The organism is Streptomyces sp. NBC_00096 (genome assembly GCF_045041305.1).
Lineage (GTDB): Bacteria > Actinomycetota > Actinomycetes > Streptomycetales > Streptomycetaceae > Streptomyces.
In genome coordinates, this window is record NZ_CP108221.1 from 2,978,432 (window position 1) to 2,999,701 (window position 21,270).

The following is a 21,270-nucleotide window of genomic DNA, read 5'->3' on the forward strand; positions in this document are numbered from 1 at the left end:
CGCGGGAGGCTCGTCAGTGCCCGGACCGCCCCGAACCGGCCCGGGCGCAACCAGCCGTGTCGAGAGGAACCCGCCATGCCGACCACCGATTTCGCACCGGAACGCCGCCGCATGCTCACCATGCTGGGCACGGGCGCCGCCGTAGCCGGGCTCGGCGCGCTCGCCGCCGCGACGCCCGCCAACGCCGCCGGGTCCGAGGACCTGACCACCGCCTCCTACGGCAGCACGACCGGTTCGGTGGAGGACGAGCTGGCGATCAACCGCCTGCTGGAGACCTACCTCTTCGCCGTCGACACCAAGGACAAGACGGTCTTCCGGACCCTCTTCACGGACGACGCCACCCTCATCGTGCTGGCCCACCCCGACGGCACCGCCGGCATCGTCAAGTCCGGCATCGAGGCGGTCGTCGCCAACCTCGACGGCGCCGCCGCCTGGGGCTACTCCACCCACGTCACGGCCAACGCCTACATCCGCGTCACCGGCCGCACCGCGACCGGCGACAGCCACGCCACCGCCCAGCTCGTGTACCCGGCCACCGCGACCGCCCCGGAGACCGTCGTCGTGCGCGGCATCCGCTACCGCGACGAGTACGTGAAGTCCCTCGGCGTCTGGAAGATCCGCAAGCGCGTCTTCTCCCCGCTGTGGCAGTACAACGGCACCGCGGTCCCGATCGCGTACCCGAACTAGTCCGACCGCCCGGCCCGGCCCGGCGGGGGCTACCCCAACCCGATGAGGCCGCGGTCGACGGCCGCCCGTACGGCCGCCGTACGGTTCTCCACCCCGAGCTTCTCGTAGACGTGCACCAGGTGGGTCTTGACCGTCGTCCCGCTGATGAACAGGGCCGAACCGATCTCCCGGTTGGAACGGCCCGTCGCGATCAGCTCCAGGATCTCGGTCTCCCGTGCCGTCAGCGCCGCCCGCGGCGCCCGGTAGGCGTTCATCAGCCGCGAGACCACCGAGGGCGACAACGCCGAATCGCCCGCCGCGACCGTCCGCAGCGACTGGAACAGCAGGTCGGGCGGGGACCCCTTCAGCAGGTACCCCGCCACGCCCGCCTCCACCGCCCGCACGATGTACGCGTCGGACTCGTAGCTGGTCAGTACGACCACCCGGGGCGGCGCGGGCAGGCGGGCGATCCGCCGCGTCGTCTCCACCCCGCACATCCCGGGACCCATCCGGATGTCCATCAGCACCAGGTCCGGAGCCAGTTCACGCACCAGCCGCAGCGCCGCGGCCCCGTCCGGCGCCTCCCCGCACACCTCGAACTCGGGGCACCCGGACAGCAGCGCCCGCAGCCCGGCCCTGACCACGGGATGATCGTCCACCAGCAGAATCCGCACCGCCCGGACGACCCCGGCCGCCCCGGCCGTGTCGACCGCCCCGGCCGTGCCCGCCACGCCCGTCATGCCCGATCCGGGGCCGGGGCCGGGGCCGGGGCCGGAGCCGGAGCCGGAGCCGGAGCCGGAGCCGGAGCCGGAGCCGGAGCCGGAGCCGGAGCCGGAGCCGGCAGGCAGACCGATACCACGGTGCCCCCGCCCGGAGTGCTCTCCACCGCGGCCGTACCCCCCAGGTACCCGACCCGGCGCCGCAGCAGCCGCAGCCCGTCCCCGCCACCCGACCCCGACGGATCGAACCCGACGCCGTCGTCCCACACGTCCAGGGCGACCGCGTACGGCTGGTAGGTCAGGGTCACCACGGCCGCCGAGGCCCGCGCGTGACGGCGTACGTTGGCCAGCGCTCCCTGCGCCGCCCGTAACACCGCGCCCTCCACCCTCCACTCCAGCCGGCGGGGCTCCCCCTCCAACCGGAACCGGGCCCCCTCCAACCCCGCGCACAAACCGCGCAGGACCTCGGGCAACGACCCGCCGTCCAGCTCGGCCGGAGCCAGATCGTGGATCAGCCGCCGGGCCTCGGCGAGGTTCTCGCGCGCGGCCGCCGCGGCCTGCCGGACCAGCTGCCGGGCCTGCCCGGGCTCCCGCGTCCATTCCCGGTCGGCGGCATCGAGCAGCAGGTGCATGCTGGTCAGGCCCTGCGCCACGGTGTCGTGCAGCTCGGCGGCGAGCCGGTTGCGCTCCCGGAGCACCCCGGCCGCCACCGTCTCGCCCTGTCCCCGCGCTCCAGCCACGACCGTCCCCGTCCCCTCGCCCCGACGACCCCCCGGACGGGCCGAGCTTAAACCGAAGGGACCGACGCCCCGGGGAAGGATCAGGAACTCTGATTCACCCCGCCCCGGGGGCCGGGAGGCCACGGCGGCCGTGCCCGCCCGCAGGCGGGGCCGCCGTCCCCAGCCGGCCGTGACACCATCGACTACGTGCTCGACATCGGCTACTCCCTCTCCCGGCGCTTCCCCGACCCCCCGCAGACCGACTACCGCTCGGCGGACGTCCACTCGCTGCGCCACGACCTGTTCTGCGGGGACGTCTACCTCGCGGACACCAACGCGGACCGGGAAGTGTCCACAGCCTGGGGATGGGTGCCCGTACTGGACTTCGCCTGGGCGCTGTGCGACATCGTCGAGCAGCTCGACCAGGACCCGCGCGGCAGCCGCGCCGCGAACCGGCAGTACGCCGAACTCGACTTCACCGAGTCCTCCGACCGCATGCTCTTCGAGCGCCGCTTCGGCTGGGTGGACATCGAGGCCGACTGGATGCCGCCGGAGGAAGCCCCCCTCACCTTCAGCCACCGGCTGCTGCGGCGCGAGGCGCGGGACTTCCTCCACGACGTGATCGCGGACCTCGTCGACATGCACGACGGCCTGGCCGACAACCCCGTCATCTGGACCCTCCAGTCCCGCTTCCCCCGCCTCCCGGCCTAACCCCTCCCGGGGGGCCGGCGGTGCTGAAAGACCGCCTCAAACGCCGGCGAGGCTGGCTTCCCCACCCCGCCCGACGTTCACGCACAGCCCGACCCCAGCGAAAATCCACCCCGCCCGGCGTTCACGCACAGCCCGACCCCAGCCAAAATCCAGCCCGTCCGGCGTTTGAGGACCGGGTCTGGGCGGAGCCCAGGGAACGGTGGAAGGGCGGGTAGGGGACATCCACCGCGCAGCGACACCGCCCGCGCCGGGCGACCCGGACAAGGCCACGCCAGGCCGACCGGGCAGGGCAGGGCGGATCCGCCGGGCCGCCAACCGCGGGCGGGCGGCCATACGCGGTCCGGGTGAGCCGCCGCGGGCCCGCCCGAGCCCGGCGGAGCGGCCGCACGCGGGACCGCCCCAAGGGCAGATCAGGCAGCTGCGCCCGGGGCGGTCGGCGGCTACGCCGGGGCCGGTCGGGGGCTACGCCAGGACCCGTAGGCCCAGCTGCGCGGCCATCGCAGGCGCCAGCTCGAACAGCTGCGCCGGACTGATCACCGCCCCCGCCAACGCCTCCACCCCCCGCGCAATACCCAGCTCCGCCCCCCGGAGGTCCACCTCCGCCATCCGCGCCCCCGTGAACTCCGCCCCCCGCACCACGCAGTCCCGGAACTCCACCCGCTCCAGCACCGCACCCCCGAAGTCCGGCTCCACCAGCACGCACCCCTCGAAGACCACGTCCTTCAGCCGCGCCGTACGCAGGTTCAGGTAGTCGATCTTGCCCCCGCGCACCAGCACCCGCTCCAGCACCGCCCCGTGCAACTGCACCCCGCCCAGCCGGGCGTCGAGCAGTTCCACGTCCCGCAGCGAAGCCCCCGACAGGTCGGTTCCGACGCCGCGGACACCGTCCAGTACCGAGTCCAGGATCCGTGCCTTCGCCAGATCGGCCTCGTCCAGCACGCAGCGCCGTAGCGCGCAGTCCATGAACCGGGCCCCCCGCCCGTCCTGGCCCGCGAAGTCCTCGTCCACGAGCTCCAGCCCGTCGTAGTCCCCGTCCGGCTCCAGCCCGCCGCCCTCCCACGCCATCAGCTCCGGCAGCCGCACCTCCGGCCGCTTCGCCGCCTTCACCGTCTGCTTCTGCCCGTTGCGCGCCATGTCCCCATCCTGGCCCACCCCACTGACAACACCACTCCTTGACCTCAACCCCACTTGAGGTCAGACCCTTTCCCCATGACCACCACCCCCGCCCACACGCCCGCCCACACGCCCACCGACACGCCCGCGGCCGCGCCCGCCCCCGCCCCCGCCCCCGCCGACATGCACGCCGTCCGCCTCCACACCTTCGGCCCCGCCGAAAACCTCACCTACGAATCCGTCCCCCGCCCCACCCCGGCCCCCGGCCAGGTCCGCATCGCCGTCGCCGCCGCCGGCGTCCACCTCCTCGACACCTCCCTGCGCCGCGGAGTGCAGGGCCCGCCCGCACCGCTCCCCGCGCTCCCCACGGTCCCCGGCCGCGAGGTCGCCGGCACCGTCGACGCCCTCGGCCCCGGGACCGATCCCGCCTGGCTCGGCCGGACCGTCGTGGTCCACCTCGGATTCGCCCCCGGCGGCTACGCCGAATACGCCGTGGCCGACGCCGACCGCCTGCACCCCGTGCCGACCGGACTCGACCCGGCCACCGCCGTCGCCATGATCGGCACCGGCCGCACCACGCTCGGCATCCTCCAGTTCGCCGACCTCGGCCCCGGCTCCGTCGCCCTGGTCCCCGCCGCCGCGGGCGGTATCGGCACCCTGCTCGTCCAGTACGCCAAACACACCGGAGCCACCGTCATCGCCCTCGCCGGCGGCCCCGCGAAGACCGCCCGGGCCACCGCCAACGGCGCCGACCTCGCCCTCGACTACACCCGCCCCGACTGGGCCGACACCGTACGCGCGCACCACCCCGACGGTGCCACCGTCCTCTTCGACTCCGTCGGCGGCGCCACCGCCCGCACCGCCCTCGACCTCCTCGCCGACGGCGCCCTCCACCTCGTCTTCGGCTGGTCCGCCGGCCCGATCCCCCTCACCGAAGCCGACCGCACCGCGCTCCAGGCCCGCTCCGTCACCACCCTCAACGTCCTCGGCCCCGCCATGCTCCGGCGCGCCGGCGGCAACGACCCGCTGCGCCTCCTCGAAACCCGCGCCCTCGCCGAAGCCGCGGCCGGCCGCCTGCGCCCGGCCCTCCAGCGCTACCCCCTCGGCGAAGCCGCCACGGCCCACCGCGACCTGGAGAACCGCGCCACCACCGGCAAGGTCGTCCTGGAACCCTGAGGGCCCGACGAGCTAGGCCGGCGTCCGGTGCGGTGCACCGCAAGGCGGAGGGCCGCGGCTCGTACGGGACGCACCTCAGCGTTCCGGCAACGCCGAGAGGTGCCGCGCCGGGCGCCGCGACCCGGTGGACCTCGCCGGTCACAGCACTGGCTACGCTCCGACGCCCGCGTCCTTCAGCGTCCGCGTGAACGCCTGCGCGTCGAAGAGCGACCCGTCCTTCGACCCGACCGGCTTCCCCTCCAGCAGGACCATCGGCGTCGCCCGCGCACCCGTCGCCTCGAAGCCCTTCTCGGCCTCGCCGACCCACCCCTCATACTTCTGCTCCTTCACGGCCCCGTCGAACTCCGCCCCGCGCAGCCCCGGCACCCGGTCCGCGATCTTCAGCAGCAGCTCCTCGGTGAACTTCCCCTTCGGCTGACTCGCGAAGACCGCCGCGTGGTACTCCGCGAACTTCCCCGCGTCGGCCGACGCGCGCAGCGCGTTGACCGCCTTGGCCGAACCGCTCACCCCGCCCTGGTCCAGGAACGACGCCAGCAGGTACTCGATCTTCACCTGACCGGCCACCGCGAGCTTCAGCAGCGACTCGCCGCCGGCCTCCTCGAACCGCGCGCAGTAACCGCACTTGGGGTCCACCAGCACCTGCGCGGTCCGCGGCGCGTCCGGCTTCCCCACGACGATCCTCGGCCCGTCCACCTCGGTCGGCAGCTTCGCGAGCTGGTCGGCGATCGGGCTGGTCCGCACCACGACCTGAGAGGTGGCCGAGGGCTTCCCCTCACCGGAACCGGAACCGGAGCCGAAGCCGGAACCGAAGCCGGAACCGGAGCCGCAACCGACGACCGCCCCGGCCAGCAGCGCGGCGGACGCGACCGCCGCGACGAGACGTCCTGCTCCTGCAACCCGTGCCATACGAACCGAACCTCTCACCCAAAAACATGACAAAATCCCCGCCCCACCCTAGGGAGGAATCCGCCCGCCCACATCAGTCATTCGGCCACCCCTCGCACCCCGAAACCCGACGTCACGTCCCTGGACACCCATCCGGAACGAGGTGTACCAACTCCCCCATGACGATCAACGGCGGAATTTCCTTCTGGTACGCGACGGACGAGACCGCCACCTCCCGCCCACCCCGCGCCCCCCTCACCGGCGACACCACCGCCGACGTGGTCATCGTCGGCGGCGGCTACACCGGCCTGTGGACCGCGTACTACCTCAAGACCGCGGCCCCCGACCTGCGCGTCACCGTGCTGGAGCAGAAGTTCTGCGGCTACGGGGCCTCCGGCCGCAACGGCGGCTGGCTCTACAACGGCATCGCCGGCCGCGACCGTTACGCCGCCCTCCACGGCCACGACGCCGCCCAGCGCCTCCAGCACGCCATGAACGACACCGTCACCGAAGTCATCGACACCGCCGCCAAGGAGGGCATCGACGCCGACATCCACCGCGGCGGAGTCCTCGAAGTCGCCCGCACCCCCGCCCAGCTGAGCCGCCTCAAGGCCTTCCACGCCGCCGAACTCGCCTTCGGCGAAAGCGACCGCGAGCTCTACGATGCCACCGACACCCGCGCCCGCATCGACGTCGCCGACGCGGTGGGCTCCTCCTGGACCCCGCACGGAGCCCGCATCCACCCCCTGAAGCTGGTCAAGGGCCTGGCCGCCGCCTGCGAACGCCTCGGCGTCACCATCCACGAATCGACACCCGTCACCGAGATCGCCCCCCGCCGGGCCATCACCCCGTACGGCACGGTCCGCGCACCGTACGTACTGCGCTGCACGGAGGGCTTCACCGCCGCCCTCAAGGGCCAGAAGCGTTCCTGGCTCCCCATGAACTCCTCGATGATCGCCACGGCCCCCCTCCCCCCGGAGGTCTGGTCCCAGCTCGGCTGGACCGACGCGGCCACCCTGGGCGACATGGCCCACGCCTACATGTACGCCCAGCGCACGGCCGACGACCGCATCGCCATCGGCGGCCGCGGCGTCCCCTACCGCTACGGCTCCCGCACCGACAACGACGGCCGCACCCAGCCCTCGACGATCGCCGCCCTCACCCACCTCCTGGAGTCCTTCTTCCCGGTCCTCACGGGCGTCGAGATCACCCACGCCTGGTCGGGCGTCCTGGGCGTCCCCCGCGACTGGTGCGCCACGGTCACCCTGGACGCGACGACGGGCCTCGGCTGGGCCGGCGGCTACGTGGGCTCCGGCGTGGCCACGTCGAACCTCGCGGCCCGCACCCTGCGCGACCTGGTCCTGGGCGACACGACGGACCTGACCGCCCTCCCCTGGGTCAACCACCGCGTCCGCCGCTGGGAACCGGAACCCTTCCGCTGGCTCGGCGTCCAGGCCCTCTACGCCGCCTACCGCGAGGCCGACCGGCGCGAATCCACCACCCACACCCCGACGACGGCCCCCCTGGCCCGCCTGGCGGACCGCATCTCGGGCCGCGGCTGACGGCACACGAAAGGCCCCGGGCAATCACCCGGGGCCTTTCGCTCCCGTACGAATCCGCTCGGCCGAAACCACTGCGACCTGGGACGGAGCCCCCTGTCGGATTCGAACCGACGACCTACGCTTTACAAGAGCGTTGCTCTGGCCAGCTGAGCTAAGGAGGCACGTGTGACGCTGCGCAGCGCACAGAATCGCCTTCACTCTACACAGCCGCCATACCCCACCGCGAAGAACTTTCCGGCCGTTGCGGGACCTCGCCCACCAGTTCGCCGCCCGTACCGAATTGCCCGTACCGAATTGCCGGTCCGGCCAGCCGCTCCCGCCCCGTCACACCCCCGGATACCCCGCCCGCTCCAGGCGCGGGGCCACCACCTCCAGCGGGAGGCCCGGGTTGAGGGCGTCCACGACGGCCTGGGTGAGCGGCAGCAGAGACCACACGTGCCGGATCGCCTCCAGGGGGAGTTCGGTCTCGTAGTGGTCCTCGGCGAAGTCCCGGTAGGCCTCCGGGGTGCCCGCCGCCAGTACCTCGAAGAGGTGGTCGGTGCCGTCCGGGTCGGGGGCGTCCTGCGGGAACCCGACCTCGCCGGCGCGCCAGGCGCTGTCGCCGGTCTCCCGCCAGAAGACGGCGGTCGCCTGGAGCACCCCTTCCTGCACGCAGAAGGAGCGCTCCGAGACCAGCGGCCGGAACGCCTCCGGCACGCCCTCCACCAGTCCGGGCCACAGTGCCGTGTCCTCGTCGCCCCACGGACTCATCGGCGACTCGTGGTCGAAGCCGAAGCCGAAGGCCCCGGCCGCCGCGAAGACGATCGCGTACTCGTCCCCCGAGCCGTTGTCCATGAACGCCGCCTCCTCGCCGGGGGCCCAGGAGGCCTCGTACGAGAAGAAGCCGCCCTCGGGGTCGCCGCCGATCACCAGCTCCAGGGCCGCCATCGCCCGGCAGCGGTCGCGCAGGGCCGGGATGTCGGGGAGGGCGCGGGTCAGGTCGTAGATGGTCATGGTCGGGATCCAAGCAGCCGCCTCTGACAGCCGGCCCCGGCAGTCGGCTAAGTCACGCCGGTCCGGGTGCTGACAAGCGCGGCTCGGGCGGGTAGCGTCGGGATCGAGTCCAGTGACTGGACTAGACCTTCCACTCGGATCGTCCGGCACGTTCCTGCCGGTAGAAGGGATTCATCACCATGGCTTCTGTCACTTTCGACAAGGCGACCCGTCTGTACCCCGGCGGCGACAAGCCCGCCGTGGACCAGCTGGAGCTGGAGATCGCGGACGGCGAGTTCCTCGTCCTCGTCGGCCCCTCCGGCTGCGGCAAGTCCACCTCGCTGCGCATGCTCGCCGGCCTGGAGGACGTCAACGGCGGCGCCATCCGCATCGGTGACCGCGACGTCACGCACCTGCCGCCCAAGGACCGGGACATCGCGATGGTGTTCCAGAACTACGCGCTGTACCCGCACATGTCCGTCGCCGACAACATGGGCTTCGCGCTCAAGATCGCCGGCGAGGACAAGGCCACCATCCGCAGGAAGGTGGAGGACGCGGCGAAGATGCTGGACCTGACCCAGTACCTCGACCGCAAGCCGAAGGCGCTCTCCGGCGGTCAGCGCCAGCGCGTCGCGATGGGCCGCGCGATCGTGCGCAAGCCGCAGGTGTTCCTCATGGACGAGCCGCTGTCGAACCTCGACGCCAAGCTCCGCGTGTCCACCCGTACGCAGATCGCGGCCCTCCAGCGGGATCTGGGCATCACCACCGTCTACGTCACCCACGACCAGGTCGAGGCCATGACGATGGGCGACCGCGTCGCGGTCCTCAAGGACGGTCTGCTCCAGCAGGTCGACACCCCGCGCAACATGTACGACCGTCCGGCGAACCTCTTCGTCGCCGGCTTCATCGGCTCGCCGGCCATGAACCTCGTCGAGGTCCCGATCGCCGACGGCGGCGTGAAGTTCGGCGAGAGCGTCGTCCCGGTGTCGCGCGAAGCGCTGTCCGCCGCCGCCGACGCGGGCGACCGCACGGTCACGGTCGGCGTGCGCCCGGAGCACTTCGACATCGGTGACACCGGTGGTCTGACCATCACCGTGAACGTCGTCGAGGAGCTGGGCGCCGACGGGTACGTCTACGGTTCGACCTCGCACTCCGAGGGCTCGCAGGACATCGTGGTGCGCGTGAGCGGCCGCAACGTTCCCGAGAAGGGCTCGACGCTGCACGTCGTGCCGCGCGCGGGCGAGATCCACGTCTTCTCGACGTCCTCCGGCGCCCGTCTCTCCAACTGACCCGAGGGTTTCCCGGTCCTGAGGGGCGTCCCGTCAAGGGGCGCCCCTTCGGCGTGAGTTCCGGCAGATCGGGCCATTCGGCCCTCCGCGTCAACCCTTTATTCGAAAAGCCACGTCGAACCATCCCCCGACCGAGTGACTAAATGTCGCCAAATCTTCACCGAGCGCTACTCTCGCCCTCGTGACCCACACTGCCCGCCGTATCGGCCGATCCCTCGCCCTGGTCCTGCCCGTCGTCCTGGTCCTGTCCGGGACCCTCGCGGTCACCATGGTCCCCTGGGCGGACAACACCCCCTCCCAGATCCTGACCGCGTCCGCCGAGGACGTCTCCGTCCCCGCGAAGCCGCGCGCCGCGCAGGACGTGCTGCGCGAAAAGCTGCTGAGCGAGATCCAGCAGGGTGAGCAGCCTGGTGACGTACTCACCCACCTCCAGCAGGAGGTTGACCGGCGGCCTTCGCTGGCCGAGCACTGCGCGGGGATCGCACGCGCGCTGGGGCGGGCCGCGGTGGACGCCTACGGGCCCACGAAGGCCCAGTCGTTCGCGCGGCCGGTGTGCGACACCGCGTACGCGTCCGGCGTCGCCTCCATGGGCTGACGGCCGCCGCCGCAAGCCGTTCTCCTACGGACATGACCGATTCCGAGGTTGCCGGGAGCCCGGAGCTCCCCGACCGATCCCACGTGGCCGCGTTCCCGGCCTCCCCGGTCCAGGCTGTCGTCCTGGCGGGGGGCCAGGGTTCGCGGCTTCGGCCTTATACGGACGACCGCCCGAAGCCGATGGTGGAGATCCCCGGGACGGGGATCCCGATCATCGGGCACCAGCTGGCGTGGCTCGCCGCCGAGGGGGTGACGGACGCCGTCGTCTCGTGCGGTCACCTCGCCGAGGTGCTCCAGGAGTGGCTGGCCGGGGCCTCGTTGCCGCTGCGGGTGACCACGGTGGTGGAGCGCGAGCCGCTGGGCCGGGGCGGTGGTCTGAAGTTCGCCGCGCGGCACCTTCCGTACCCCGACCGGGCCTGGTTCGCGACCAACGGGGACGTGTGGACGCGTTTCCCGCTGCGCGAGATGGCGGCCTTCCACGCCGAGCGGGGGGCCACGGCCACGCTGGCGCTGGCCCGGCCGCGCATTCCGTGGGGGGTGGTGGAGATCAACGAGTACGGGCACGTACTGGACTTCATCGAGGCCCCGCAGTCCCCGTACCCGGTCAATGCCGGCGTGTACGTCTTCGGGCCCGAATTCGCGGCGCTGCTGCCCGACTTGGGCGACCACGAGCGTACGACGTTCCCGCGGCTGGCCCGTGAGCGGCGCCTGGCCGGCTTCCCGCTGCCCCAGGGGGCCTACTGGCGGGCGATCGACACGGTGAAGGACCTGACCGAGGCGGCGCGGGAGTTGGCCGCGCAGAACGGCTCGTAGGCCTCGTAGGCCCCCCGAAGGCCCTTCGTAGGCCCTCGTAGGCCCCCGTAGGCCCTCTTGGGGCCTCTCAGGGCACTCGTGGGGCCCTCGCGGGCACTCGTTGACCCTCGTGGCCTTCGTGACCCTCGTGGGCCCGCAGCCCCGCCCACGGCCGCCGCCACGTGAACACGAAAGGGGCCCGGCACGCTTCCGCGTGCCGGGCCCCTTCCCTGGCCCTCGTGGGGCCGTCCGGTCAGCCGAGGAGTCCGCCGAGGATGTCGGGCTTCTTCGGCGGGGTGGGGTCCGATCCGCCGGAGGAGCCGCCGTTGCCCGTGCCGGAGGAGCTGGCCCGGGGCTTCTGCGGGGTCGGCTGGCGGGGGGTGCTGCGCGGGGTCTGGCTGCCGCTGGTGGCGCCCCGGGTCGCGGTGGGCGATCCGGAGCCGGCGCCCGGGGAAGCCGAACCGGTGGCGCCGCGACCGGACTTGGCGGCCGGCGAGGAGGCCGCGGCCGAGGGCTGGGCGGCCGGCTTCGAAGGCGTCGGGAACGCGGGCTGCTGCTGCGGGGTGCGCGGCAGGGGGCGTCCCGGCAGGTAGTTGCTGGGGGCCTGGCCCGGTCCGGGGACGGTGACGACGGTGGTGGAGCGGACGGCGCCGCCGAGGAGCGAGCCGATGAGCAGGGTGAGTCCGCAGACGACCGTGGCCATGACGGCACCACGGCGCAGGACTCGGCGGCGCAGGCGCCAGACCTCGGAGCGCGGGCCGAGGGTGCGCCAGGCCTCGCTGGCGAGGCGTCCGTCGAGGGAGTAGACGGGGGCGCCGGCGATGATCAGCGGGCTCCAGGCGGCGAGGTAGATGATGTCGGGCGCGTCGTAGGCGGGGACGGTCTTCCAGCTGACGGTCATCAGCAGGGCGGCGGAGAGCAGGGCGCCGAAGCAGGCGGCGAAGCGCTGCCACAGGCCGAAGACGGTCAGTACGCCGACGACGACCTGGAGGAAGGCGACGCTGAGGCCGGCTCCGACCGGGTGGGCGAGTGCGAAGTCGCGCAGGGGTTCGGCGAGGGCCCAGGGGTGCAGGGTCTGCAGCCAGGTGACCATGGAGCCGCGCTCGCCGCCGTCGAAGTAGACGGGGTCGCACAGTTTGCCCATGCCGGCGTAGATGGAGATGAAGCCGAGGAAGACGCGCAGCGGGAGCAGCACGACGCCGAGGTTCATCCGGCGGCCGGGGTAGTACGAGGCCTGCCCGCGGGTGTCGCCGGGTGCCCGGCGGGAGTCGGTGCCGGTTCCGGGGCCGTCGGGGGCTTCGTAGGCCCCGTTCGGGAAGTCCCGTACGGCGGGCTGGGCGCGGGTCTCGTCGGGGTCGCCGTACGTGCGCTGGCCGATGACGGTCGGGACGGCGAGGGTGTCGTCCGCGAGGTCATGGGCCAGGTCGATGCGCGGGATGACCTGGGTGGCTCCGCCGTCGTACTCGTCGTGTCCGCGCCCGTGTTCGCGTACGGCCTGGAGCAGCCCGCCCATGGCGGCGCTGGCGGCGGCGTCGCCGGGGGCGGACCTGCCGCTCCAGACGACGGGGCGGCGGCGGGCGGCGCCCGCTCCGGCCGCCGCGAGGGCCCCGCCGAGCGCGGGGGCGAGCCCGGGTGCGCCCGCGGGCCTGGGACGCGCGCTGGGGCTCGGTGCGAGCCGCACGCGGAAGCTGGCGTGGTTGACGATGACCTGTGCGGGGTCGCACGGCACCTTGACCATGCTCAGCGCGGGCTGGTCGTCGAACCCTGGCGTTCTGGTGTCCACACTCATCTAACCGAGTGATGAGTGTTTAGGACACTGCCTTGACAGCAGGGATGTGTCCGAGACCCGTCAAATCAAGCCACCCCGCCCGGAAGGGGCGGGGCGGCACGCTCACGGGTCACTCCCGGTGAGCCAATTGGATCAAGCGGTGGTGTTCAAACCTGCGGGGTCCGCACCCCGAAGGCTCAGACCCGGCCGCGGGTGGCGCGGCGGCGGGCGGCCTCGTAGAGGACGACGCCCGCGGCGACACCGGCGTTGAGCGACTCGGCGCCGCCCGGCATCGGGATGCGCACGAGGTAGTCGCAGTTCTCCCCGACGAGGCGGCCGAGGCCCTTGCCCTCGGAGCCGACGACGATGACGACGGGGCCGGCGAGCGCTTCGAGCTCGTGGACCTCGTGGGTGCCCTCGGCGGCGAGGCCGACGACGGTGATGCCGGCCTTCTTGTAGTCCTGGATGGCGCGGGTCAGGTTGGTGACCCGGGAGACCGGGGTGCGGGCCGCGGTGCCCGCGGAGGACTTCCAGGCACCGGCGGTCATGCCGGCGGCGCGGCGCTCGGGGATGACCACGCCGTGGCCGCCGAAGGCGGAGACGGAGCGGACGATCGCGCCGAGGTTGCGCGGGTCGGTGACCCCGTCGAGGGCGACGATGAGGGGGTCCTCGCCGTTGTCGTACGCGGCGGCGGTGAGGTCCTCCGGGTGCGCGTACTCGTAGGGCGGGACCTGGAGGACCAGGCCCTGGTGGTTGAGGCCGTTGGTCAGCCGGTCGAGCTCGGGGCGCGGGGCTTCCATCAGGTTGATGTTGCCGCGCTGGGCCGCGAGCTGGAGGGCCTCGCGGACGCGCTCGTCGTTGTCGATGAACTGCTGGACGTAGAGGGTGACGGCCGGTACGCCGTCGCGCAGCGCCTCGAAGACCGGGTTGCGGCCGACGACCATCTCGCTGGTGCCCTTGGGGCCGCCGCGGCGGGGGGCCGGGCGGCGCTTGGCTGCCTGGCGGGCCATGGCGTTGCTGATGCGGTTGGCTTTGTGCTTCTTGCGGTCCTCGGCCTTGGGCGTGGGGCCCTTGCCTTCGAGGGCCTTGCGCCGCTGGCCACCGCTGCCGACCGTCGCGCCCTTCTTGTTGGACGTGCGGCGGTTCCTGCGCTGGCTGTTCCCGGCCATGACCTCTACCTGTTTCGTTGGTGCTGCGATATGTACGTATGAAGAGTGTGCGGCTCGGAAGGCCGAGCGGCACAACTGGACTGCTCCGGCGGGCTCAGCGGGGGCCGAGCGTCCAGCGGGGTCCGGTGGGGCTGTCCTCGATGACCAGGCCGGACTGCTGCAGCTGGTCGCGGATGGCGTCGGCGGTGGCCCAGTCCTTGCGGGCGCGAGCGGACTCGCGCTGCTCCAGGACCAGGCGTACGAGGGTGTCCACGGCGCCGTGGAGGTCCTCTCCGCGGTCCGCTTCGCCGGCCCAGTGGGGGTCGAGGGGGTCGAGGCCGAGCACGCCCAGCATGGCACGCACCTCGGACAGCCGTGCGATGGCGGCGTCCTTGTCGTCGGCGGCGAGCGCGCTGTTGCCCTGGCGGACGGTGGTGTGGATGATCGCGAGCGCCTGCGGGACGCCCAGGTCGTCGTCCATGGCCTCGGCGAAGGCGGGCGGGACCTCGGCGGCCGGCTCGACGGGCTTGCCGGCCTTCTCGATCACGCGCTGGATGAAGCCCTCGATGCGCGCGAAGCCGGATTCCGCCTCGCGCAGCGACTCCACGCTGTACTCGATCATCGAGCGGTAGTGGGGGGTGCCGAGGTAGTAGCGCAGGACGATCGGGCGCCAGACCTTGAGCATCTCGGAGACGAGGACGGAGTTGCCGAGCGACTTGGACATCTTCTCGCCGGAGAGGGTGACCCAGGCGTTGTGCATCCAGTACTTCGCGAACTCGTCGCCGAAGGCCTTGGCCTGGGCGATCTCGTTCTCGTGGTGCGGGAAGATCAGGTCGAGCCCGCCGCCGTGGATGTCGAAGGCGCTGCCGAGGTACTTGTGGGCCATCGCGGAGCACTCGAGGTGCCAGCCGGGACGGCCGCGGCCCCACGGGGTCTCCCAGTCGGGCTCGCCGGGCTTGGAGGCCTTCCACATGGCGAAGTCGCGCGGGTCGCGCTTGCCGGAGACGCCCTCGTCGGGCTGGCGCAGGTCGTCGATGTTCTGGTTCGACAGCGCCAGGTAGCCGGGGAAGGAGCGCACGTCGAAGTAGACGCTGCCGTCGGCCTCGTAGGCGTGGCCGCGCTCGATGAGCCCGCGCATCATCTCGATCATCTCGGGCACGTGGCCGGTGGCGCGCGGCTCGTAGGTGGGCGGGAGGCAGCCCAGCGCGCTGTAGCCGTCGTTGAAGCCGCGCTCGTTCTCGTACCCGATGGACCACCAGGGGCGGCCCTGGGCCTCCGCCTTCGCGATGATCTTGTCGTCGATGTCGGTGACGTTGCGGATGAAGGTGACGTCGAGACCGCGGTAGGTGAACCAGCGGCGGGCGATGTCGAAGTTCAGGTACGAGCGGACGTGCCCGATGTGCGGAGCCGCCTGCACGGTGGCGCCGCAGAGGTAGATCGAGACGCAGCCCGGAACGAGCGGGGTGAAGTCACGGATCTGCCGGGCGCTGGTGTCGTACAGGCGAATAGTCACGGCATCCAGGGTAGTGCGCCTGTAGCAGTGCCCCGCGACCCTTTCGGTACGCGGGGCCCGCTTTGTTGGCGGAGAAGTGCGGGAGGGGTGTATCCGTACGGGGTACTAGGCCCGGTTCGTCCGGTACACGAGGGCCGTGGCGATCGCGGCGAGGCCCTCGGCACGGCCGGTGAGGCCCAGTCCGTCGGTGGTGGTGCCCGAGACGGAGACGGGGGCGCCCGCCGCGGCGGCGAGCGCCTTCTGCGCCTCTTCGCGCCGCTTGCCGATCTTCGGGCGTACGCCGATCACCTGGATGGCGATGTTGCCGATCTCGAAGCCCTCGGCGCGGACGATGCGGGCGGCCTCCGCCAGGAGGGTGACACCGGCGGCGCCGGACCATTCGGGGCGGGAGGTGCCGAAGTGCGCGCCGAGGTCGCCGACGCCGGCCGCGGAGAAGAGGGCGTCGCAGGCGGCGTGCGCGGCGACGTCGCCGTCGGAGTGCCCTGCGAGGCCGTCCTCCCCTTCCCAGAGCAGACCGGCGCACCACAGTTCGCGGCCGGTCTCGAAGGCGTGGACGTCGGTGCCGATGCCGACGAGCGGGATCAGCGGGGCGGCGGGGGCGGCGGAGGGGCTGACGGAGGGGCCGGTGGACGAGGGGTCAGTAGACATCGGTGGCCCTCCTGCGGGCGAGTACGGCCTCGGCGAGGACCAGGTCGAGCGGGCGGGTGACCTTGAAGGCCTCTTCGTGGCCGGGGATCACCACGACGGTGACGCCGAGCTGCTCCACCATCCCGGCGTCGTCCGTGGCGCCCTCGCCGTCCGCCGTGCCCGCTGCGAGCTTCTCGTGCGCGCGCAGCAGCGTGGCGAGGTCGAAGCCCTGGGGGGTCTGCACGGCGCGCAGCCGGGACCGCACGGGGGTGGCGACGACCGGCTCGGGCTCGCCGGGCGCACCGGGCTCGACCTCCTTGACGGTGTCGGCCAGCGGCAGGGCGGGCACGACGGCGGGGGCGCCGCCGCGGACCGCCTCTACGACGGAGTCGACGGTGTCCACGGGGACCAGCGGGCGGGCCGCGTCGTGGATGAGGACGTCCGTGATGCCGTCCGGGAGGGCGTCCAGGCCTGCGCGTACGGATTCCTGCCGGGTCTCGCCGCCGGGGACGACCAGGATCTCGGTGCGTTCGGGCAGTGCGTGCTCGTCGAGGAGCCGGCGTACCTCCGCGGTGTCGGCGGGCGGGGCCACGACGACGACGAGGGCGACCGCGCGGGAGCGCGCCATCGCACGGACGGCGTGGACGAGCATGGGGATCCCGCCCAGGGTCCGCAGGGCCTTGGGGGCGCCGGGACCGAGACGGACCCCGCGGCCGGCGGCCGGGATCACCGCGGCGGTGCGGTGGGGGCGCGATTCGTCAGACATCAGTAGCTCCGAGCCAGGTTTGTGACTTCGGCCGACATGGGTATGGCCTGAAGGGTGCCGGGTGCGACGCCCCTCGCCCCTTCCGTGACGACCGGTCGAGTCGGCTGCCCGGACCCGGCACGCCAGTGAGGCGATGCTTTCAGCTGTCGCCGCTTTGAGTGGTCGCCGCTGTGAGTGGTCGCTGTCAGGTACCGGCAGCGACGGCAGCAAAAGGGGCTTGGGTACAGACATGCCGCAGCGCCCGGCAACAAGTTTCCTTGTCATCGGGCACCGCGGCACAACTGTGTACGGATGATCGCGTCAGGACGCGAGCACCTCGTCGAGGAGGGCCTCGGCCTTGTCCTCGTTGGTGTTTTCGGCGAGCGCGAGCTCGCTCACCAGGATCTGGCGCGCCTTCGCGAGCATGCGCTTCTCGCCCGCGGAAAGCCCGCGCTCACGCTCACGACGCCAGAGGTCACGCACAACTTCGGCGACCTTGATGACATCGCCAGAAGCGAGCTTTTCCAGATTCGCCTTGTAACGCCGGGACCAGTTCGTCGGCTCTTCTGCGTACGGTGCACGAAGCACCTCGAAGACCCGGTCCAGCCCGTCCTGGCCGACTACGTCGCGAACACCGACGAACTCCGCATTGTCCGCAGGTACGCGAACCGTCAGGTCACCCTGGGCGACCTTGAGCACCAAGTAGGTCTTGTCCACGCCTTTGATCTGGCGAGTTTCGATAGCCTCGATCAGCGCGGCCCCGTGATGGGGATAGACCACGGTGTCGCCAACCTTGAACGTCATGTGACAGGTACCCCTTCCGTGGCTATCCAGGGTAACACGAGAATCGACCGTTATGAATGGCGTTTTCGCAGGTCAGGGCCCATCTCAGGGCTTGACAACAGCGACAGGAACGTGCTGCGGGAGGCTTCCGCGAGGGGGTATGCGCAGGTCGGAGGCGCTGTGCGGACTGGACGAAACGGCTACGTTACACCTGGTCCGGAGCCCTGCGGATGTGGCGTACGTCCCGTTTTGGCGGGTTCGGGCGCGGGAAACCCAACTACTCCGTTCGACTGGCGACCACCCGTACGGGCCCCGTTCCGGCCCAATCGGGAATTGATCACCGGTTGGCGTTCGGAGGAAATCCGGAAATTGATCACCGGGTGGCGGGCGGGCCTTTGCGGGCGGGCCTTTTGCGAATGAAAGATCACCCGTCCGGGGCGGGGCCGGGGCGTGCGCGGGGCGCGAGTGGGGCGTGAGCAGGACGGGCCGGGGTCGTGGCCGGTGCGGGGCCCGGAGAGGGCCGCCCCCGCGCTGCGGAGGGTCGGGTGCGGGGGCGGGGCGGCGGCTCGGTAACCTAAGCCCGCTGACACACCCTTAGAGCGGCTTTACTTCGGCCGTTCCGAGCCGCCCACCCTTCCGTTCCGTACGTCCAAGGAGTTGCCTCCACCGTGAGCCGCAGCCTTCGACGCGGCGCCCTCGCCGCCACCGCCGTCGTGTTCTCGATCGTCTCGCTGGCCGCCTGTGGTGCGGGTCACGATGCGCAGACGCTCCAGATCAGGCCGGACAACGCCGCCGTCACCAAGGGCGACATCAAGGTCCAGAACGCTCTGGTGATCACCCAGGAGAAGGACAAGAAGGGCCCGGCCGCCGTCTCCGCGACGCTGTTCAACGCCGGTACCAAGGAGCAGACGCTCGACGCCATCACCCTTCAGGGCGGCAAGGCCACCGTGACGCTCAAGCCCGCGGGCAGCGCGTCCAAGGTGGTCGTCCCGGCCGGCGGCTCCGTCGTCCTGGGCGGCAAGGGCAACGCCTCCGCCGTCATCGCGGGCGGGGACGCCGTCGCGGACGGCAACGTCCAGAACATCGTCTTCCAGCTGAGCACCACCGGCGACGTGGCGCTGGACGCCTTCGTCGTCCCGGCCACCGGCATGTACGAGGGCTTCGGCCCGACGGCCGGCCCGGTCACGGGCGCCACCCCGACGGGCAGCACCACGGGCGTGCCTTCCGGTTCGCCCTCGGGCAGCACCACGGGTTCCCCGGCCGCCGGTGCCCCCACGGGTTCCCCCGCGGGCAGCCCGTCCGGGTCCCCGTCCTCCGGCGCCGGCCACTGAGGCGCGAAGCACCGTACGCAAAGGCAACGGCCCCCATCCGCGTGACGCGGATGGGGGCCGTTGCCGTACGGGCCCGTGTTTACGGCTCGAACTTGTAGCCCAGGCCGCGGACCGTGACCAGGTAGCGAGGCGCGCCCGGGTCCGGCTCGATCTTGGCCCGCAGGCGCTTGACGTGGACGTCGAGGGTCTTGGTGTCGCCCACGTAGTCGGCGCCCCAGACCCGGTCGATGAGCTGCATGCGGGTCAGCACGCGGCCCGCGTTGCGCAGCAGCATCTCCAGGAGGTCGAACTCCTTCAGCGGGAGGTCCACCTTGGCTCCGGCGACGGTGACCACGTGGCGGTCGACGTCCATCCGTACGGGGCCCGCTTCCAGGGCGGCCGGGGTGACCTCTTCCGGCTCGCCGCGGCGGCGCAGGACCGCGCGGATGCGGGCGACCAGCTCCCGCGAGGAGAAGGGCTTCGTGACGTAGTCGTCGGCTCCTATCTCCAGCCCGACGACCTTGTCGATCTCGCTGTCCTTGGCGGTGACCATGATCACGGGAACGTTGGAGCGGCCGCGCAGCTGCCGGCAGACCTCCGTGCCCGGCAGGCCGGGGAGCATCAGGTCGAGGAGGACGAGGTCGGCGCCGTTGCGCTCGAACTCGTCGAGCCCGTCGGGCCCGGTCGCGGCGATCGCGACCTCGAAGCCCTCCTTGCGGAGCATGTAGGACAGGGCGTCGCTGAAGGATTCCTCATCCTCGACGACGAGCACTCGGGTCACGGAAGGACCTCCGGGGCAGGAATGGCTGGTGCGGTTTGAGGTTCGAGCAGGGTGTTGGCGGGTGCGGAGGCCGTCGCCGGGGCCGGCGCGGCCGCTTCGGGGAGTCGCAGGGTGAAGGTGGAACCCTGGCCCTCCGAGCTCCATACCGACACCTCCCCGCCGTGCGAAGCCGCTACGTGCTTCACGATCGCGAGGCCCAGGCCGGTTCCTCCCGTGGCGCGGGAGCGGGCCGGGTCGACGCGGTAGAAGCGTTCGAAGATGCGCTCGCGGTCCTTTTCCGGGATGCCGATGCCCTGGTCGGTCACGGCTATCTCGATCAAGTCTCCACCCGGCGCGGTGACCCGGCGCGCGGCGATGCCGACGCGGGTCCGGGCGGGGCTGTAGTTGACGGCGTTTTCGACCAGGTTTCCGAGGGCGGCCGCGAGCTGCCCCCGGTTTCCCCATACCCGCAGGTCGGCGGTGCCGCCGGCGGCCATGGTGATCTGCTTGGCGGACGCCGTGTGGCGGCAGCGGTCGATGGCCTCGGCCACGAGGGTGTCCACTCGTACGGGCTCGGCGTCCTCCAGCGGATCGTCGTTCTGCACCCGGGAGAGGTCGATGAGCTCCTGTACGAGGTTGATCAGGCGGGTTGCCTCGATCTGCATGCGGCCGGCGAAGCGGTGGACCGCTTCGGGGTCGTCCGAGGCGTCCATGACGGCCTCGGAGAGCAGGGAGATCGCCCCGACCGGGGTCTTGAGCTCGTGCGACACGTTCGCGACGAAGTCCCGGCGTACGGCTTCGATGCGGCGGGCCTCGGTGAGGTCCTCGACCAGGAGGAGCACCAGGCGGGAGCCGAGCGGGGCGACGCGGGCCGAGACGGCGAGTGCCTCGCCGCGGCCGGTGCCGCGCCGGGGCAGGTCGAGCTCGACCTGGCGTATCTCTCCGTCGCGGCGGGTGTCGCGGGCCATGTGGAGCATGGGTTCCACGGCCAGCTTGCCGCCACGGACCAGGCCGAGGGCATATGCCGCCGAGCTGGCCTTGACGACCGCGTCCCCCTCGTCGAGCACGACCGCGGAGGAGCGCAGCACGGAGAGGACGGTGTCCACACCTGGTGGGAGCACCGCGTTGATGTCGGGGCGCATGGAGCTCCGGGTGGGGCGGGCTTGGTCGCGCTCGCTCCAGCGGAACGCCAGCATCGCGATCACACCGGTGCAAAGACCGGCAATCGCTGCAGCTGCGGCGACCGCCGCGTTCACGTCCATGACTCCAGGTTAAGCAGGTGCGACGACACTTCCACAGCCGTTCGGGTGGCACCTCGAACAGTCGTCGCCCAGAGTTCACCCTGACGACGGGGTTGATTCACTTGGGATGCCGGAGTCGGTCGCGTTCGGGCGTCACCGTGGCACCGTGGGGCACGA

General features: G+C 72.1%; 21 protein-coding genes and 1 tRNA gene. 8 read left to right on the forward strand and 14 right to left on the reverse strand.

Translation table 11 applies throughout. From position 1 onward, the window contains the following. Positions 1 to 75: 75 nt before the first annotated feature. A complete protein-coding gene (locus OG904_RS12860; RefSeq protein WP_405490422.1) occupies positions 76 to 687 on the forward strand; it encodes a nuclear transport factor 2 family protein in 612 nt (203 codons plus the stop codon). A 29-nt stretch (positions 688 to 716) separates the two neighbouring features. Here the strand turns inward: OG904_RS12860 and OG904_RS12865 are convergent, their stop codons facing one another. Together OG904_RS12865 and OG904_RS12870 are read right to left on the reverse strand one after the other, a co-directional pair. Beyond that, positions 717 to 1,406 carry a response regulator gene (locus tag OG904_RS12865; RefSeq protein WP_405490424.1) on the reverse strand — a complete coding sequence of 230 codons (690 nt, stop codon included), beginning with the start codon at positions 1,404 to 1,406 and terminating at the stop codon, positions 717 to 719. Next, positions 1,403 to 2,125 (reverse strand): sensor histidine kinase, encoded by a 723-nt coding sequence (locus tag OG904_RS12870; RefSeq protein WP_405490426.1) that lies wholly within the window; start codon positions 2,123 to 2,125, stop codon positions 1,403 to 1,405. Before OG904_RS12870 ends, OG904_RS12865 begins: the two co-directional genes overlap by 4 nt. 186 nt (positions 2,126 to 2,311) lie before the next feature. On the opposite strand from OG904_RS12870, the gene OG904_RS12875 reads away from it, so the two are divergent. Next, entirely contained in the window at positions 2,312 to 2,815 is a 504-nt protein-coding gene (locus OG904_RS12875; protein ID WP_405490428.1) for a hypothetical protein, read from the forward strand. Positions 2,816 to 3,277: 462 nt separating this feature from the next. On the opposite strand, the gene OG904_RS12880 is transcribed toward OG904_RS12875, so the two are convergent. Then, the gene (locus OG904_RS12880) at positions 3,278 to 3,949 is read right to left on the reverse strand and encodes a pentapeptide repeat-containing protein (RefSeq protein ID WP_405490430.1); all 672 of its coding nucleotides are present in this window, start codon (positions 3,947 to 3,949) and stop codon (positions 3,278 to 3,280) included. Between the two features lie 162 nt (positions 3,950 to 4,111). On the opposite strand from OG904_RS12880, the gene OG904_RS12885 reads away from it, so the two are divergent. Continuing rightward, positions 4,112 to 5,104 carry a zinc-binding dehydrogenase gene (locus OG904_RS12885; RefSeq protein WP_405497977.1) on the forward strand — a complete coding sequence of 331 codons (993 nt, stop codon included), beginning with the start codon at positions 4,112 to 4,114 and terminating at the stop codon, positions 5,102 to 5,104. A 150-nt stretch (positions 5,105 to 5,254) separates the two neighbouring features. Here the strand turns inward: OG904_RS12885 and OG904_RS12890 are convergent, their stop codons facing one another. Further along, positions 5,255 to 6,010: a DsbA family protein gene (locus OG904_RS12890; RefSeq protein ID WP_405490432.1), complete on the reverse strand. Its 756-nt coding sequence runs from the start codon at positions 6,008 to 6,010 to the stop codon at positions 5,255 to 5,257. Between the two features lie 158 nt (positions 6,011 to 6,168). Between OG904_RS12890 and OG904_RS12895 the strand changes: the two genes are divergently transcribed. Further along, complete coding sequence (locus OG904_RS12895; RefSeq protein ID WP_405490434.1) at positions 6,169 to 7,551, forward strand: NAD(P)/FAD-dependent oxidoreductase; 1,383 nt, start codon at positions 6,169 to 6,171, stop codon at positions 7,549 to 7,551. A gap of 87 nt (positions 7,552 to 7,638) precedes the next feature. Here the strand turns inward: OG904_RS12895 and OG904_RS12900 are convergent. Together OG904_RS12900 and OG904_RS12905 are read right to left on the reverse strand one after the other, a co-directional pair. Next, positions 7,639 to 7,712 (reverse strand) — tRNA-Thr (locus OG904_RS12900). A gap of 163 nt (positions 7,713 to 7,875) precedes the next feature. Continuing rightward, positions 7,876 to 8,544, reverse strand: coding sequence for a hypothetical protein (locus OG904_RS12905; protein ID WP_405490436.1), 669 nt, complete (start codon positions 8,542 to 8,544; stop codon positions 7,876 to 7,878). Between the two features lie 179 nt (positions 8,545 to 8,723). Here OG904_RS12905 and OG904_RS12910 point away from each other — a divergent pair, with 179 nt between their 5' ends. The 3 genes from OG904_RS12910 (at position 8,724) to OG904_RS12920 (ending at position 11,219) form a co-directional block, all read left to right on the forward strand. Continuing rightward, positions 8,724 to 9,812: an ABC transporter ATP-binding protein gene (locus OG904_RS12910; RefSeq protein ID WP_405490438.1), complete on the forward strand. Its 1,089-nt coding sequence runs from the start codon at positions 8,724 to 8,726 to the stop codon at positions 9,810 to 9,812. 181 nt (positions 9,813 to 9,993) lie between these two features. Beyond that, positions 9,994 to 10,407 carry a hypothetical protein gene (locus OG904_RS12915; protein ID WP_328299508.1) on the forward strand — a complete coding sequence of 138 codons (414 nt, stop codon included), beginning with the start codon at positions 9,994 to 9,996 and terminating at the stop codon, positions 10,405 to 10,407. 32 nt (positions 10,408 to 10,439) lie between these two features. Then, complete coding sequence (locus OG904_RS12920) at positions 10,440 to 11,219, forward strand: NDP-sugar synthase (RefSeq protein WP_405490441.1); 780 nt, start codon at positions 10,440 to 10,442, stop codon at positions 11,217 to 11,219. Between the two features lie 232 nt (positions 11,220 to 11,451). On the opposite strand, the gene OG904_RS12925 is transcribed toward OG904_RS12920, so the two are convergent. The 6 genes from OG904_RS12925 to OG904_RS12950 all read right to left on the reverse strand — a co-directional run bounded on the left by OG904_RS12925 (position 11,452) and on the right by OG904_RS12950 (position 17,803). Further along, positions 11,452 to 12,987 carry a DoxX family protein gene (locus OG904_RS12925; protein WP_405490443.1) on the reverse strand — a complete coding sequence of 512 codons (1,536 nt, stop codon included), beginning with the start codon at positions 12,985 to 12,987 and terminating at the stop codon, positions 11,452 to 11,454. A 176-nt stretch (positions 12,988 to 13,163) separates the two neighbouring features. Continuing rightward, positions 13,164 to 14,135, reverse strand: a complete 972-nt coding sequence (gene rlmB / locus OG904_RS12930; protein WP_405490445.1) for a 23S rRNA (guanosine(2251)-2'-O)-methyltransferase RlmB — start codon at positions 14,133 to 14,135, stop codon at positions 13,164 to 13,166. A gap of 94 nt (positions 14,136 to 14,229) precedes the next feature. Continuing rightward, positions 14,230 to 15,627, reverse strand: coding sequence for a cysteine--tRNA ligase (gene cysS / locus OG904_RS12935; protein ID WP_405490447.1), 1,398 nt, complete (start codon positions 15,625 to 15,627; stop codon positions 14,230 to 14,232). Between the two features lie 105 nt (positions 15,628 to 15,732). After that, the gene (gene ispF / locus OG904_RS12940) at positions 15,733 to 16,275 is read right to left on the reverse strand and encodes a 2-C-methyl-D-erythritol 2,4-cyclodiphosphate synthase (protein ID WP_405490449.1); all 543 of its coding nucleotides are present in this window, start codon (positions 16,273 to 16,275) and stop codon (positions 15,733 to 15,735) included. Next, positions 16,265 to 17,020 carry a 2-C-methyl-D-erythritol 4-phosphate cytidylyltransferase gene (gene ispD / locus OG904_RS12945; protein WP_405490451.1) on the reverse strand — a complete coding sequence of 252 codons (756 nt, stop codon included), beginning with the start codon at positions 17,018 to 17,020 and terminating at the stop codon, positions 16,265 to 16,267. The genes ispF and ispD overlap by 11 nt, the downstream gene beginning before the upstream one ends. A gap of 300 nt (positions 17,021 to 17,320) precedes the next feature. Further along, positions 17,321 to 17,803, reverse strand: a complete 483-nt coding sequence (locus tag OG904_RS12950; protein WP_003953493.1) for a CarD family transcriptional regulator — start codon at positions 17,801 to 17,803, stop codon at positions 17,321 to 17,323. A 647-nt stretch (positions 17,804 to 18,450) separates the two neighbouring features. Here OG904_RS12950 and OG904_RS12955 point away from each other — a divergent pair. Next, entirely contained in the window at positions 18,451 to 19,113 is a 663-nt protein-coding gene (locus OG904_RS12955; protein WP_405490453.1) for a DUF461 domain-containing protein, read from the forward strand. A gap of 79 nt (positions 19,114 to 19,192) precedes the next feature. On the opposite strand, the gene OG904_RS12960 is transcribed toward OG904_RS12955, so the two are convergent. Together OG904_RS12960 and OG904_RS12965 are read right to left on the reverse strand one after the other, a co-directional pair. Continuing rightward, positions 19,193 to 19,873, reverse strand: coding sequence for a response regulator transcription factor (locus tag OG904_RS12960; RefSeq protein WP_007265514.1), 681 nt, complete (start codon positions 19,871 to 19,873; stop codon positions 19,193 to 19,195). Then, complete coding sequence (locus OG904_RS12965) at positions 19,870 to 21,114, reverse strand: sensor histidine kinase (RefSeq protein ID WP_405490456.1); 1,245 nt, start codon at positions 21,112 to 21,114, stop codon at positions 19,870 to 19,872. Before OG904_RS12965 ends, OG904_RS12960 begins: the two co-directional genes overlap by 4 nt. Positions 21,115 to 21,270: the final 156 nt, after the last annotated feature.